Source organism: Campylobacter sp. DY7, from assembly GCF_057802535.1.
Window position 1 is genome coordinate 62,389 of record NZ_JBYJAU010000005.1, and the last position, 13,930, is coordinate 76,318.

14 protein-coding genes are annotated in these 13,930 nt (G+C 29.4%); 12 read left to right on the forward strand and 2 right to left on the reverse strand.

Annotated features, from left to right (window positions below):
• Nucleotides 1-124 precede the first annotated feature (124 nt).
• From AC1B00_RS04555 to AC1B00_RS04605, 11 genes are all read left to right on the forward strand, one after another.
• Nucleotides 125-1,792, forward strand: coding sequence for an OmpP1/FadL family transporter (locus AC1B00_RS04555; protein WP_488848343.1), 1,668 nt, complete (start codon nt 125-127; stop codon nt 1,790-1,792).
• Nucleotides 1,793-1,805: 13 nt separating this feature from the next.
• Complete coding sequence (locus AC1B00_RS04560) at nt 1,806-3,323, forward strand: long-chain-fatty-acid--CoA ligase (RefSeq protein ID WP_488848345.1); 1,518 nt, start codon at nt 1,806-1,808, stop codon at nt 3,321-3,323.
• Nucleotides 3,310-4,974, forward strand: a complete 1,665-nt coding sequence (locus tag AC1B00_RS04565) for an AAA family ATPase (protein WP_488848347.1) — start codon at nt 3,310-3,312, stop codon at nt 4,972-4,974. The genes AC1B00_RS04560 and AC1B00_RS04565 overlap by 14 nt, the downstream gene beginning before the upstream one ends.
• 43 nt (nt 4,975-5,017) lie before the next feature.
• Nucleotides 5,018-6,469 carry an IMP dehydrogenase gene (gene guaB / locus AC1B00_RS04570; protein WP_488848349.1) on the forward strand — a complete coding sequence of 484 codons (1,452 nt, stop codon included), beginning with the start codon at nt 5,018-5,020 and terminating at the stop codon, nt 6,467-6,469.
• On the forward strand, nt 6,466-6,690 hold the full coding sequence (xseB, locus tag AC1B00_RS04575) for an exodeoxyribonuclease VII small subunit (protein ID WP_239817401.1): 225 nt from the start codon (nt 6,466-6,468) through the stop codon (nt 6,688-6,690). Before guaB ends, xseB begins: the two co-directional genes overlap by 4 nt.
• Nucleotides 6,687-7,475 carry a carbon-nitrogen hydrolase family protein gene (locus AC1B00_RS04580; RefSeq protein WP_488848351.1) on the forward strand — a complete coding sequence of 263 codons (789 nt, stop codon included), beginning with the start codon at nt 6,687-6,689 and terminating at the stop codon, nt 7,473-7,475. The genes xseB and AC1B00_RS04580 overlap by 4 nt, the downstream gene beginning before the upstream one ends.
• A complete protein-coding gene (locus AC1B00_RS04585; RefSeq protein WP_488848353.1) occupies nt 7,450-8,103 on the forward strand; it encodes a HesA/MoeB/ThiF family protein in 654 nt (217 codons plus the stop codon). Before AC1B00_RS04580 ends, AC1B00_RS04585 begins: the two co-directional genes overlap by 26 nt.
• The gene (locus AC1B00_RS04590; RefSeq protein ID WP_336611007.1) at nt 8,100-8,939 is read left to right on the forward strand and encodes a DMT family transporter; all 840 of its coding nucleotides are present in this window, start codon (nt 8,100-8,102) and stop codon (nt 8,937-8,939) included. The genes AC1B00_RS04585 and AC1B00_RS04590 overlap by 4 nt, the downstream gene beginning before the upstream one ends.
• Before the next feature lie 9 nt (nt 8,940-8,948).
• A complete protein-coding gene (gene murC / locus AC1B00_RS04595) occupies nt 8,949-10,253 on the forward strand; it encodes a UDP-N-acetylmuramate--L-alanine ligase (RefSeq protein ID WP_488848356.1) in 1,305 nt (434 codons plus the stop codon).
• Nucleotides 10,250-10,573, forward strand: coding sequence for a hypothetical protein (locus AC1B00_RS04600; RefSeq protein ID WP_488848359.1), 324 nt, complete (start codon nt 10,250-10,252; stop codon nt 10,571-10,573). The genes murC and AC1B00_RS04600 overlap by 4 nt, the downstream gene beginning before the upstream one ends.
• A 185-nt stretch (nt 10,574-10,758) precedes the next feature.
• Nucleotides 10,759-11,955: a sugar MFS transporter gene (locus tag AC1B00_RS04605; protein WP_239817395.1), complete on the forward strand. Its 1,197-nt coding sequence runs from the start codon at nt 10,759-10,761 to the stop codon at nt 11,953-11,955.
• Nucleotides 11,956-12,040: 85 nt separating this feature from the next.
• Here the strand turns inward: AC1B00_RS04605 and AC1B00_RS04610 are convergent, their stop codons facing one another.
• Both AC1B00_RS04610 and fliW read right to left on the reverse strand, forming a co-directional pair.
• Nucleotides 12,041-12,766: a pyrroline-5-carboxylate reductase dimerization domain-containing protein gene (locus AC1B00_RS04610; protein WP_488848361.1), complete on the reverse strand. Its 726-nt coding sequence runs from the start codon at nt 12,764-12,766 to the stop codon at nt 12,041-12,043.
• On the reverse strand, nt 12,766-13,173 hold the full coding sequence (fliW, locus tag AC1B00_RS04615; RefSeq protein WP_488848363.1) for a flagellar assembly protein FliW: 408 nt from the start codon (nt 13,171-13,173) through the stop codon (nt 12,766-12,768). Before fliW ends, AC1B00_RS04610 begins: the two co-directional genes overlap by 1 nt.
• Before the next feature lie 82 nt (nt 13,174-13,255).
• Between fliW and bamD the strand changes: the two genes are divergently transcribed.
• Complete coding sequence (gene bamD, locus AC1B00_RS04620; protein ID WP_488848366.1) at nt 13,256-13,918, forward strand: outer membrane protein assembly factor BamD; 663 nt, start codon at nt 13,256-13,258, stop codon at nt 13,916-13,918.
• Nucleotides 13,919-13,930: the final 12 nt, after the last annotated feature.

The following is a 13,930-nucleotide window of genomic DNA, read 5'->3' on the forward strand; positions in this document are numbered from 1 at the left end:
CTTAAAACATAGAAAATTAATGTAAATATTAAATAAGGTAAATTTTATCTTTTATAAAGAAAAATTAATATTAAAAATATATAATCAGCTTTCCATTTAAAAAAATTAAGGAAAAATTGAGTAAATGAATAAGATTTTCTTATCATTTGTTGTTAGTGGTAGCTTACTAGCATCAAATTATAAGCTTGTTCCGTTAAGTTCAGACGGAATAGCTTTATCTAGCTCAAATTTAGCAAAGAGTTTTAGTGCCGATGCGGCTTTTATCAACCCAGCGAATATGGGATTTTTAGGACAAAATCCACAATTGCATTTTAGTGCTAATTATTATAATGTTACAGGTTCTAGATTTGAAAACCACTTAACAGAGGTTGGTGGCGAACCTTATTATAATGCAAGCGATGCACATGGAAAAGAATTCACATTTTTCTTGCCTACATTAGCATTTGTTTATCCTATTAACGAACAACATTTCGTTGGATTTGCAGGTTATACAGATTTTGCAGGCGTTTATGGTTGGAATAGTGATTATGCAAAAGCATTAACCGATACTATGGATATTCGTGGTGGAACTTTGGCTTTATCGTATGCGTTTAAGCCAACTAGCGAACTTAGTTTAGGTGCAGCAATTACAGCAAATCATACAAGGCTTAAATTTAGCCTTATTAAGGATAATGCAAAAAATCCTAGATATTATCCATCAGATCCTGCTGAGATGAATAGGGTTTGGATTGATAATGAAGGAAAAGCTCATCCTTACTCTTGGGTTTATAGTGGTAATGTAAAGACAGATAATGGATATAAATTTGGTTATAAATTATCTTTAACTTACGCACCTAAGTATTTTGATGAAAAATTAAGATTTTCTTTACTTTATAATTCTTCATACAAAAACGAATTTAAAGGCAATATGGATTTTAAAATGACTAAGTTTGCTATGTATGATTTTGCAAACAATTTAACTCCTAAGTCAGAGGAATCTTTTGCAAATTTAAATATGAATCCAATTGAAGCTGCAGCAATGGGTATTGGGCTAGCAGCATTAGCGAGTGAAGTTTATCGTTTTGACCCTACAACAGGTCAAGTTATTGGAGTGCTGCCTACTCAAAATGATAAAGTAGGTTATAGTGGTTATGCAAGTGCTAACTTCTTATACCCTGCTAACGCAAACTTTGGTATTGCTTATGAATACGGCAAGCACGAGTTTATGTTTAATATGGGAAGAACCTTTTGGAGCAAAGCAAAAACATTAGATTTAAAAATTCACAAACCAGAAGTTCCATTAGCTTTACAAGAAGCTACTATGAAATTTATGCAAGCTTGTCAAATGCAAGCTGATAAATGTGGAAAGATTGAAACATTTCAACAAGTTGCTATGGGTGTAGGTGCTACATTAAAACCTGAAGAGAAACAAGCTATTGAAGAATATTTTTTCGCATCAGTTTTACAAACTAGTTTAGAGCAAGGTTGGAAAGATACTACATTATTAAGTTTTGGTTATAGATATAACTATGATAAAGATTTATCGCTTATGCTAGGCTTTTCAACAGAAGATAGCCCAGTAAGACGCGAAAAAATATCTTTTTTAGCAAAAGATAGTAGAATGTATAATTATTCTTTAGGTTTTGAATATAGAATAAACAAACAATTAAAAGTAACAGGAGCAGGAGCTTATCAGCATTATGCAGATGTTAAAGTAGATAATGTAACCGATAATATTCTAATCCAAACAAAAGGAAAATTCTCAAATCAATCAAATCAGATTGTAAATTTTGGGGTTAATTACGAGTTTTAATTAAAGGAAGTTAATGCGAAATTATTATGAATATTTGGAAAATTACTCAAAATTAAGCAGAATTGCTATATTTGATAACAATGGTAAAATAAGCTTTAAAGAGTTAAAAAATCATGTTGATAAAATGATAGCATTTTTGCAAAATCACGGAGTTAAAAGCGGCGATAATGTAGCTTTTATTATGAGTAATTGTAAAGAATTTATGATTTTATATTTTGCAATAACTGCCTTAAAGGCTGTCGCAGTTCCTATTAATACTATGCTTAAAAAAGAAGAATACAGCTATATTATAAAAGACTGCGACGCAAAATTATTAATAGTTTCAAGAGATATTAAAGAAGCTGCTGAGCTTGTTAGTGAATTTGGCGATATTACGCTTTTTCACTCATTTGATAATAGCTTAAAAGATGGATATTTAGCTGCTTATTTAGATTATGCACCGGTTTATAATTTTAAATGCGATGCAAAACTAAGCGATAGCGTTCATATAATTTATACATCAGGGACAACAGGGCTTCCTAAAGGTGTATTATTAAGCTATAAAAATATTTTATCAAATATAACATCAGCTCAACATGATTTTAAGATTAAATCAAGTGATAGAGCTATTGCATACTTACCTATGTTTCATAGCTTTACTTTAACAGCAGTTTGTTTATTACCTTTACTTTCAGGCTGTTCACTTGTGATTGAACGCTCTGTTTTACCATTTTCTAATGTGGTTAAGCAAATACTTTTAAAAAGAGTTACAATATTATTCTCAGTCCCTGTTATTTTAAATGCCTTGCTTAAAGCTAAGCTTCCTTGGTATTTTATGTGGTTTCACAAAATTAGAATAATAGTATCAGGCTCAAGTGCGTTAAGCGAAGGCACTCTTAAAGCTTATAAAGAAAAATTTAAAAGAACAGCAGTATTAGAAGGATATGGCTTAAGCGAGTGTTCGCCTATTGTTGCAGTAAATCGCTTAGAAAAACAAAAGGCTAATTCAGTAGGTTTGCCTTTACATGGATATGAAGTAAAAATCGTAGATGATGAACTAAAAGAATTACCTATCGGAGAAATAGGAGAATTAATAGTAAAGGGTGATTGTGTAATGCAAGGCTATTACAATAAACCTGAGCTTACAAGCGAAGTAATAGAAGGCGAATGGCTTAAGACTGGCGATATTGCTAGACTTGATGAAGATGGCTTTATTTATATTGTAGATAGAAAAAAGGATATTATTATTTCAAAAGGAATTAATATTTATCCAAGAGAAATTGAAGATGTTATTATGCAACTTGATGAAGTTGATTCTTGTGCTGTAATTGGCGTAAAAGATAATGAGCTTGATGAGAGCGTTGTAGCTTATGTTTGTTTAAAAGAAGGTGTTACACTAAACGCACAAGAAATCCAAAGGCATCTTAAGAAACATTTAGCAAATTACAAAGTTCCTAAAACTATAATTTTTAAATGTGAATTACCGAAAAATGCTGCGGGAAAAGTTTTAAAAAAAGAATTAAAAAAAGAGTTAGAAATTGGAAAAAATTAAAGAGTTTTTAAGCGATAATTACGAAGAAAGTTTTTTATATTTAAAATTATTAAACCAAGGTTTAGCTAAAGAGTCTTGCGTTATTTTAAGAACTATGTTAAATAAAACTATAAAATCACGCTTTGGGATCAAATTTCATAGTATAGTTGAAGATGCTTTCAATGCTCACACAACTGCACAAATGGTTTCGTATTTACCATTTTTTATAGAGCTTTATGAAAAAAAGTTTATTCAAGAAGCAAGTGGAAAACAATTTAATTATAAAGATAATGCTGGGCTTATTTTATTTCAATCAATAGCACTTACAAGGTATGCTCATGTATTTTTTAATCTTGCTAATGAATTTGATGGAGCAAGAGTTATTAGTGATAGTGAATTAGAAGAATACAAGCATAAACCTTATACTGATTTAAGCGTTTATTTAAATGATTGTTTTGATATGATTGATGCAAGGATTAAGCTAGAGTTTTTAACATCTGATTTAAGACTTGATTTAATCAATACAAGACTTAAAAACAGCCCTAAATTTCATAATCCTTTTAATGAATTAATGAAGGATTATGATTTAAGTGCAGAAGAAACGCTTATCATAATGGCTTTATTAAAAGAAGAGCTAACAGGTTCTAAAAAACCTTTACATTACGAAGAATTATTAAGCATAATAAATCCTTATCAATTAGAAAAGATTAGAAATTACGAGCTATTAAGCGATGATTCAAAGCTTTTAAGCAATGAATTAGTTGAATATGTAGGAAACGATAATAGATTTATAATAAGCGATAATGTTATTAAGTATTTCTTCCCACATAAAGGCGAAAATATAAAAGCCATTGTTGAAGAGCTTAATTTCTTTGAATATTTAGAAGTTCAAGAAATTGATTTAGTATTAAGTAAAGATGTTAGCGACCTTGCAGCAAGTCTTAAAAAACGCCTTACAAAAAGCGTAGCAAAAAGACTTAAAGACTGGGGAATTGTAAAAGATGATGTTTTAAGAGCTAATATAATATTTTATGGACCTCCAGGTACAGGTAAGACTATGAGTGCTAGTTATTTAGCAAAGACTTTAAAAAGAGAAATAATAACCCTTGATTGCTCTAAAGTCTTAGATAAATATGTAGGTGAAAGCGAAAAGAATGTTCGTGCAATTTTTGATAATTATAAAGTTATTAGTAAGAGTGTAAAAACTCCGCCTATTTTATTATTAAATGAAGCAGATCAGTTCTTAAGCACTAGAAGTGTTGCAAGTCATGGAAGTGAATTAATGCATAATCAAATGCAAAATATTTTCTTAGAACAGCTTGAAAAATTTGATGGTATTTTAATCGCTACAACTAACTTTTTAGATAGTTTAGACCCTGCATTTTCAAGAAGATTTGAATATAAAATCAAGTTTTCTAATCCAAATGAATTAGAGCGTGAAAAAATATGGAAATTACACTTACCAAAAAATGCGGAATTTGAATCAGGATTTAAGATTGATGATTTAAAAACTTATGAATTAAGTGGCGCTCAAATTAAAATGATAGTAAAAAATACAGCAATAAAAGTCGCTCAAAGCGATGGAATTTTTAGATTAGACGATTTTAAAGATAGCATTCAAAAAGAATTAAACAACGATTTTTCTAAAGAAATAAAAATGGGCTTTAATTAATAAAAAGCCCTTATAATAAATTAAAAAACGAAAGGAAAATCTAGTGAATATTATTAAAAAAGCCCTTACATTTGAAGATGTTTTATTAGTTCCACAATATTCAGAAGTTTTACCAAAAGAAGTTGATATTAGCACAAGACTTACTAAAAATATAAGATTAAATATGCCATTAATTTCAGCAGCGATGGATACAGTTACAGAACATCGTGCTGCAATTATGATGGCAAGGCTTGGCGGAATTGGAATAATTCATAAAAATATGGATATAGAAAGCCAAGTAAGAGAAATAATAAGAGTTAAAAAAAGCGAAAGCGGAATTATTTACGATCCTGTTTTTGTGAATGCAAATGCTAAAGTAAGCGATGCTTTAACTATTATGCACGAATATTCAATTTCAGGTGTTCCAGTAGTTGATAGTGATAAAAAACTTTTAGGGATTTTAACTAATCGTGATTTAAGATTTGAAACCGATTTTAGTAAATCAGTTGAAGATGTAATGACAAAAATGCCATTAATTACAGCTAAACAAGGCTGCACTTTAGATGAAGCTGAAGTTATTTTTAGTAAAAATAAAGTTGAAAAATTACCTTTAGTTGATGATAACAATATTCTTTGTGGTCTAATCACTATTAAGGATTTAAAAAAACGCAAAGAATACCCTAATGCAAATAAAGATAAATTAGGAAGATTAGTTGTAGGTGCTGCTATTGGAGTAGGGCAACTTGATAGAGCTAGAGCTTTAGTAAATGCTGGCGTTGATGTATTAGTTATGGATAGTGCTCACGGACATAGTAAAGGCATAATTGATACTTTAAAAGAAATCAAACAAGAATTAAATATAGATGTTATAGTTGGAAACATTGCAAATCCTAAGGCTGTTAAGGATTTAGCATTAGCAGGAGCTGATGCGATTAAGGTAGGAATTGGACCAGGAAGTATTTGCACCACTCGTATTGTAAGTGGGGTTGGTGTGCCACAAATTACTGCGATTAGTGATTGTGCTGAGGCTGCAAAAGAGTTTAATGTGCCTATAATTGCAGATGGCGGTATAAAATATTCAGGTGATATTGCAAAAGCACTAGCAGCTGGTGCAAGTAGCGTAATGATAGGCTCACTTTTAGCAGGAACTGATGAAAGTCCAGGAGAATTTATCACCTATCAAGGAAGACAATATAAAAGCTATCGTGGAATGGGAAGTCTTGGTGCTATGGCAAAGGGAAGTTCTGATAGATATTTTCAAGAAGGTACAGCAAAAGAAAAGCTTGTTCCTGAAGGAATTGAAGGAAGAGTTCCACATACTGGAAGTATTAAAAATGTAGTATTTCAGTTATTAGGTGGTCTTAGAAGTTCTATGGGATATAATGGAGCTAAGGATATTTTAGACTTTCAAGAAAAAGCTGAGTTTGTAGAAATTACAAGTGCAGGGCTTAAAGAAAGCCATGTTCATGATGTAACAATTACAGCAGAAGCACCAAATTATAAGGTAAATCAATGAAAAAGACTTATGAAGAAATTTGTGAAATTTTAGATGAGAAATTAGCAATAATAGAAGATGAAAATACGCCCTTATTTGACTTAGTAGATGCCTATAAAGATGGTATGAAATTAATCAATGAAGCTAGAGATTTATTAGATAAGGCTAGTAAAGATATAGAAGAATTTGAGCAAAACAAATCAAGTTCAATTAGTATTGATACAGAAAGATTACCATTTTGAAAATCGCAGCTCTTCAGCTTAGTACTCAAGCTTTAAGCAATGCTAGGCTTGATTATTATTTAAGGATTTGTGAGCAAAAAAATGTAAGGCTTGTTGCTCTTGGCGAATATGTTTTAAATAATTTTTTTACAGAATTAAAAACAATGCCAATAGATTTAATAAAAGAGCAAAGTAAAGTAAAATTACAAGCCTTAAAAGAATATAGTGCTAAATATAATTTATGTATCGTTGCACCCATTGTTTTGATTGAAAAAAACGAGCCGATAAAAACTTGCGTAGTAGCAAATAATGGCAAGATAAAATATATAAATCAGCAAGTATTTATGCCATATTCACATTGGAATGAAGAAGAATATTTTAAAAATAAAAAAGATAAAATCAAACTACAAACCTTTAAATGCGATAATTTTAAAATAGGTGTTTTATTTGGTTTTGAAATACATTTTGATGAGTTTTTTAAAAAGGCAAATGAATTAGATTTATTAATCATTCCTACGGCAAATACTTATAATTCAAACGCAAGATGGTGTGAGCTTATAAAAATGAGAGCTTTTTTAAATAATATCAATATTTTAAGAATTAATCGTATAGGTGTGAGCGAAGTAAATGAGCTTGAGTGGAATTTCTATGGCAATAGCTTTTTATGCAATGCTTATGGCGATATTATTCAAGAGCTTAGCAATGCTGAAGAAGTTTTAATCTCTGATATTGTTAAACCAAATGATGCGGCTAAGTTTTGGAAATTTAAGGAAGTAAGAAATGAAATCAACAAACGCCTTTTATGAAAGGCAAGCTTTATTATTAAAAGATAAGCAAAAAAATTTAGAAAACAAAGAAATCATAATAATCGGAGCAGGTGGGCTTGGCTCAAGCATAGCTTATGCTCTTGCTAGTAGTGGGATTAAGAGTATTAGTATAGTTGATTTTGATATTGTTAGCTTAAGTAATATTCAAAGACAAATTATGTTTAATTTTAGCGATGAAGGAAAGGCAAAGGTTGATTGCTTTACTAAACTAAAAGAGCGTTCATTTTGTGATATTAAAACTTTTAAAATGAGTGCAGCAGAGTTTTTTGCTACAAATCCTAAGGCTGATTTGATTATGGATGCGACTGATAATTTATCAGTAAGAAGTGAAATTGATAATTTTGCTAAAGCTAATAATATTCCTTGGATTTTTGCTAGTGTTGAAGAGTTTTTTGTAAGTGCTAGTATAGTAAAAAATAAAAAAATAGCATTTAATAAAGAAATCAAAAGAATTAAGCCACAAGCAACTCCTTTTGTTATGTTTAGTGCTTCGTATGCAAGTATTTTAGCTTTAAAATATTTAGCTGGTTTTGATATAAAAGCTGATTATTTATATTATTTTGATTTCTCAAAAGATATTTTAAATCTTAGTAAGTTTAATTTATGAGCCATCAAGAAAAATCGTTTTTTTTATTAATATTTGCGGTATTCATTTGGGGTGCATCATTTTTGCCTACTCAATGGGTTTTAAAATACATAAATAGCTATGAATTATTATTTTATAGATTTTTAATAGCGTCTTTAGTATTTTTTGTAATTGCAAGAAAAGATATATTAATTCATTACAAAAAAACATATTTTTATGGCTTAATAACAGGCTTTTGTATGGCATTAGCCTTTATTTTTCAAACAATAGCACTTACTCATACTCAAAGTTCTAATGTTGCGTTTTTAACAGGATTAGAAGGAATTATCGCTCCATTTTTATGCTTTTTTATAAGCAAAGCAAAGCTTAGTTTTAAAATATTTTTCTTAGCATTACTTGCTTGTTTTGGAATGTTTTTATTTAGCGATGCAAATTTTAATAATTTTGGAAAAGGCGAATATTTAGCGATAATTTGTGCGTTTTTCTTCGCACTTTTGGTTGCTTTAAATGATAAATTTTTAAAATCAAATGATTTAAATACTTTTATATTTTTTCAGTTTTTAGGTAGCACTATAATTTATTTAATTTCTGCTCTTTCTTTTGCTAATTTAAGCATAATTCCTATTTCAAATTCTAAGGTTTTAATGCTTATTTTAATATCGGCTTTAGTATTTACGATATTTTGTTTTTTTGCACAAAATTACGCACAAAAACATTTGCACCCTAGTAAGGTTGCTTTGATTTTATTACTTGAGCCAATAAGTGCAGGGATTTTAGGAAGTTTTTTTGGAGAAACATTTACAATATTACAATTATTAGGAGCAGGGCTTATTTTAATAGCTCTAGCATTTTCTTAAAGGATACAAATGAAAAAAATATTTTTTATAGGTATAGGCGGGATTGGACTTAGTGCATTAGCTAGATTTTTAAATGAGCGTGGAGTTAGTGTTTTAGGAAGTGATGTGTATGAAAGCGAATTAGTAAAAGAACTAAGAGCTGAAGGCATAGCAGTTTTTATAGGTCATAGTGCTTCAAATCTAAGTAATGATATTGATTTAGTAGTTCATTCAGCTGTTATTCGTGAAAACAATCCTGAAATAAAAAAAGCTAAAGAATTAGGCATAAAAGTATTATCAAGAAAAGAAGCTTTGCCACTTATTTTAGATAATAAAATGCTTTTTGCAGTAGCAGGCGCACACGGCAAAAGCACTACGAGTAGTATCCTAGCAAATATTTTGCAAAGCTCATTTATTATCGGTGCAGTAGATAAAAGAGCTGGCAAAAATATGATGTATAAAAAAAGTGAAAGTTTAGTGTTTGAAGCTGATGAGAGTGATAGTTCGTTTTTAAATATAAATCCATATCTTAGCATAGTAACGAATGCTGAGCCTGAACATTTAGAGCATTACAACCACGATTTAAACGCTTTTTATAAAGCTTATGAAGACTTTTTAAAACAAAGTAAAATCCGTGTAATTAATGCTGAAGATGAGTTTTTAGCTAAAGTTAATATTGATTGCGAAAGATTAATTCCTAGCGAAGATATTGCTAATCTTGAGTTTAGTGTTAAGGATTATTTGCCTTTTATATCGTTTGATTTAAGAGATTTTGGTCGCTTTAGCGTGCAAGGTCATAGCGAGTGCATAGCAATTGATGCTGCTTTGGCAATTCTTGCTGCAAGATGTGTTGGGCTTAGCCTTAGCGAAATTAAGCAAAATCTAAAAGATTTTAAAGGTATTAAAAAGCGTTTTGATGTTTTATTTGCTAATAATACTAGAGCAATTATTGATGATTATGCACATCATCCAACAGAAATAAAAGAAACAAAAAAGGGCATATTTGCATACGCAAAAGCACTTGGAATTAAAGATAGTATTGCTATTTGGCAACCACATAAATACACAAGATTGCTTGATAACTTAGAAGGTTTTAAAACTTGTTTTGAAGGATTTTCAAAGCTATTTATAATGCCTGTTTATAGTGCTAGTGAGAATGAAATTAAGATTGATTTAGCCGAGCATTTTCCTAACGCAAAATTAATTTTAGATATAAAAAGATTTGATGATAAGATAAAAATCATTTCAAATGATGGCGAAGAAATATTAGAAAATGGAGTAATTGTTGGATTTAATGCAGGAGATTTAACCTATAAATTAAGAGGTTTAAAATGATTAGATTTGCAATATTTTTGATTTTATTTTTTGTATTAATCGGAGTTTGCGTTTATTATAAAAATTATTTTAATTCTAAGCTTTATATTGCAGTTATTTCTCTTATTGTTGCTACATTTGTAGTTGGTTTTATTTATACAAGCCTTGATAATTCAAGTGGAGCTTTAAAGCAAGATATTTTAAATATTTATAAATCAGGTAAAGAATTAGATTGTAATGGTGTAAAAGTAAGCAATAAAACTCACGGATTTGACAACGGGACTTCAGTATTTATTGATAATAAAAACTATCAAAAAATAGATATGTTTATATGCAAATAGGAAGTAATTTCCTATTTCTTAATTTTTCTAATCTTTTTAAATTTTAAAAAATCAAATTCCGAATTCAAATTCTTTTATTAAAATGTGTATAAATTACACACTTGTTATTTTTTATTGTGAAAAATTGTAAAAAATCTTATAAATTAGTTTAAAATGACTTTTTATTTTATTTATTAAGGAAAATTATGAAAAGCAATTCATTTTCATTAGCTGTATTAACAGCCTTATTTTTTATGATGGGTTTTTTAACCGTTTTAAACGATATTTTAATCCCACACCTTAAAGAACTTTTTGAATTAACTTATTTTCAATCATCTTTAGTTCAATTTTGCTTTTTTGGAGCATATTTTATAACTTCAGCGTTTTTTGGTAAGCTAATTCAAAAAATTGGCTATCAAAATGGCGTTGTGGGTGGATTTTTCTTAGCTGCATTAGGTGCAATACTATTTTATCCTGCAGCAGGAACTCATAGCTATGCTATATTTTTAGGTGCTTTATTTGTTTTAGCAAGTGGCGTTGTGCTACTTCAAGTTACTGGAAATCCATTTGTAACTTTATTATCACCTAGCGGTAAAGAAGCAAGAAACCTAGCTTTAGTTCAAGCGTTTAACTCTCTTGGAACAACCGTTGGACCATTCTTTGGAGCTTTATTTATATTAGCTTCAACAAAAGATTTAAGCTTAGAGCAAAAGGTAACTTCGGTTCAATTGCCTTATTTAGGCATTGCAGTTGCGTTGATTGTTTTAGGAATTTTTGTAAAGTTTTTTATTAAATTGCCTGATGTAAGAATTACCGCAGAAGAAATCAGCGAAAACGCACACGATACAAGAACAAGTGCTTGGCAATATAAACACTTAGTTTTAGGTGCTATTGGAATATTTTGCTATGTTGGAGCTGAGGTTGCAATCGGTTCATTTTTAATTCTTTATTTAATGCCTATTTTAGGAATTGCTGAAAGCGAAGCTGCTAAAATGATAGCTTATTATTGGGGCGGAGCTATGGTTGGACGCTTTGTTGGAAGCTATATAATGAATTATATTAAACCAGCTTTGTGCTTAGCATTTAACGCTATTATGGCTATTGTTTTATTAGTTTATGCGATTATGATAGGGGGCGAATTTGGAGCTTATGCTATTTTAATGGTAGGCTTTTTTAACTCAATTATGTTTCCTACTATTTTTTCACTTGCTACAAATGGGCTTGGTCGCTGCACTTCAGAAGCTTCAGGGATTATTTGTATTGCAATAGTTGGAGGAGCTATTGTGCCACCTATTCAAGGTTTAGTTGCTGATAGTATGAACTTACATATTTCATTTATTATCCCTGCAATTTGTTATTTATACATATTATTCTTTGCTACTAAAGGTTATAAATGTAATTAAGAATTTGAATTCGGAAATTCCGAATTCAAATTCTCTTAATTAAAAGTAAAACATATTAGGATTTATAGGTTTTATTAAAGATATATTAAACTCCAGCGCTTTCTTTAATAGCTTTTATGAAAGCACTTCTTATAGCCTTGTCTTCTAAAACATTTACGCCTTTTATACTAACTCCTGCAGGAGAGCAAACGCCTTCTTTAATAAGTGCGGGATGATTATTTGCGATTAAACTCTCAAAACTAGAAAATAAAGCTCTTGTTAATTCATAAGCTTTTTCGTTTTTAAGCCCTATGCTAAGCCCACCATTTGCAATAGCTTCAGCAACTAAAGCTAAAAAAGCAGGAGCACAGCCATTAATAGCCATTGCTAAGTTTAATTCCTTTTCGCTTTCGCACTCAATTGCACTTCCAAAAGTTTGAATTATTTCTAAAGATTTTTGAAAATATTCATTATTTTTATTTCCTATATAAGTGGTGCAAGATTTGTTATATTCTGCTGCTATATTTGGCATTATTCTTAGATAGTGTTTAGCGTTTATTTTTGTTAATTCATTTAGCGAAACTCCAGCCAAAGGACTTATTATCATTTTTGCATTTTGGCCTAAAAATTTATTGCTAATTTCATCAAGATTATATGGTTTAAAGCATAGAATACATATCTTATCGTTTATATTAAAATCATCATAATGAATTGAGTTTTCGCAATTATTTTTGTTTCTAACTACAAAAATAGTTTTATATTTTTTACTTAATCCTTTAGCAATGGCTTTAGCCATCTTGCCATTGCCAAGGATATAAATGCTTTCTTGCATTATTTAAGTTCTTCCATATTTTGTTGCAAGAAATTTTTAATTTTTTCTGTTGGGTGATAGAAAGGATATTGATTTGGATCTAAAATAATTTGAGCCATAGTTTTGTTATCGTAGTTTAAAATAACAGGAGCTAGCATATTTATTGTAGATTCTTCAACGCTTTTATTTAAAATTAAAATATTATAAATTTCAATATTTGAATTTGCTGTAACTTCAAGCAATGCTTTATAAGATAAAGGCATATCAAATTCATATTGCTTACAAATTGTATAAGGATTTAACATAGTAAATGTAAAACCTTTGCCATCAACGCTCTTAAGTCTTGCAAAGCAATCATACATTTTTTCTAATTCAACCTTAGTTGTATCTTCAAAACCTAAAATAGGCATTTTAACATTAAATATCATGATTTCTCCTTTAAAAAATTAATGTAAGTATATAATAAATATTTAACATTAGAACTTATAATCGCCGCTTAAAGGAAAATAAATGAGAACACTTAATATTTTTTTACTAATCTTATCATTATTATGTTTTAGCGCTTGTGCTAGCAAGAAAGAAATGTTTGATGATTATAACTTAAGCGATAGCGCTTGGCTTGAAAAAATCATAGAAAGTGTGAAGAAAAACGATTTAGAAAAGGCTGATAGCGAGTATATTTCACTTTATAGCGAACATATTAATAGCCCACTTTTAGCAAGTGCAATGCTAATTCTTTCACAAGCTCACGCTAAAGAGCATGAATATTTATTAGCAAATTATTATATTGACGAATACATTAAATTATATGGAAATTCTAAGAATTACGAATGGCTTAGTTATCTTAAAATTAAGAATAATTTTAATGCTTTTTCTTTGCCTAATAGAAATCAATATTTATTAAACGAAACTTTAAAAGAAATTGATGCGTTTTTATTTACGAATAAAAACTCGCAATATTCTCCTTTAGTAAATAGCATAAAAACTAAATTAAACTTAACAAAATTAATGCTAGAAACTGATATAAGAGATTTATACAGAAGAATGGGTCATGATATTAGCGAAAGTGTTTATGATGAAAAGATAAAAAACAATGAGCTAAACGATATAAAATATATAAAACCAAGACTTCCATGGTATAGAAAACTATTTGAAAGTAGCTATGCTTTATAATTAATTCAAATT

Coding starts and splice junctions, on each gene's coding strand:
- AC1B00_RS04555 (WP_488848343.1), top strand. CDS start 125: ATGAATAAGATTTTCTTATCATTTGTTGTTAGTGGTAGCTTACTAGCA.
- AC1B00_RS04560 (WP_488848345.1), top strand. CDS start 1,806: ATGCGAAATTATTATGAATATTTGGAAAATTACTCAAAATTAAGCAGA.
- xseB (WP_239817401.1), top strand. CDS start 6,466: ATGAAAAAGACTTATGAAGAAATTTGTGAAATTTTAGATGAGAAATTA.
- AC1B00_RS04585 (WP_488848353.1), top strand. CDS start 7,450: ATGAAATCAACAAACGCCTTTTATGAAAGGCAAGCTTTATTATTAAAA.
- AC1B00_RS04590 (WP_336611007.1), top strand. CDS start 8,100: ATGAGCCATCAAGAAAAATCGTTTTTTTTATTAATATTTGCGGTATTC.
- murC (WP_488848356.1), top strand. CDS start 8,949: ATGAAAAAAATATTTTTTATAGGTATAGGCGGGATTGGACTTAGTGCA.
- AC1B00_RS04600 (WP_488848359.1), top strand. CDS start 10,250: ATGATTAGATTTGCAATATTTTTGATTTTATTTTTTGTATTAATCGGA.
- AC1B00_RS04605 (WP_239817395.1), top strand. CDS start 10,759: ATGAAAAGCAATTCATTTTCATTAGCTGTATTAACAGCCTTATTTTTT.
- AC1B00_RS04610 (WP_488848361.1), bottom strand. CDS start 12,766: ATGCAAGAAAGCATTTATATCCTTGGCAATGGCAAGATGGCTAAAGCC.
- fliW (WP_488848363.1), bottom strand. CDS start 13,173: ATGATATTTAATGTTAAAATGCCTATTTTAGGTTTTGAAGATACAACT.
- bamD (WP_488848366.1), top strand. CDS start 13,256: ATGAGAACACTTAATATTTTTTTACTAATCTTATCATTATTATGTTTT.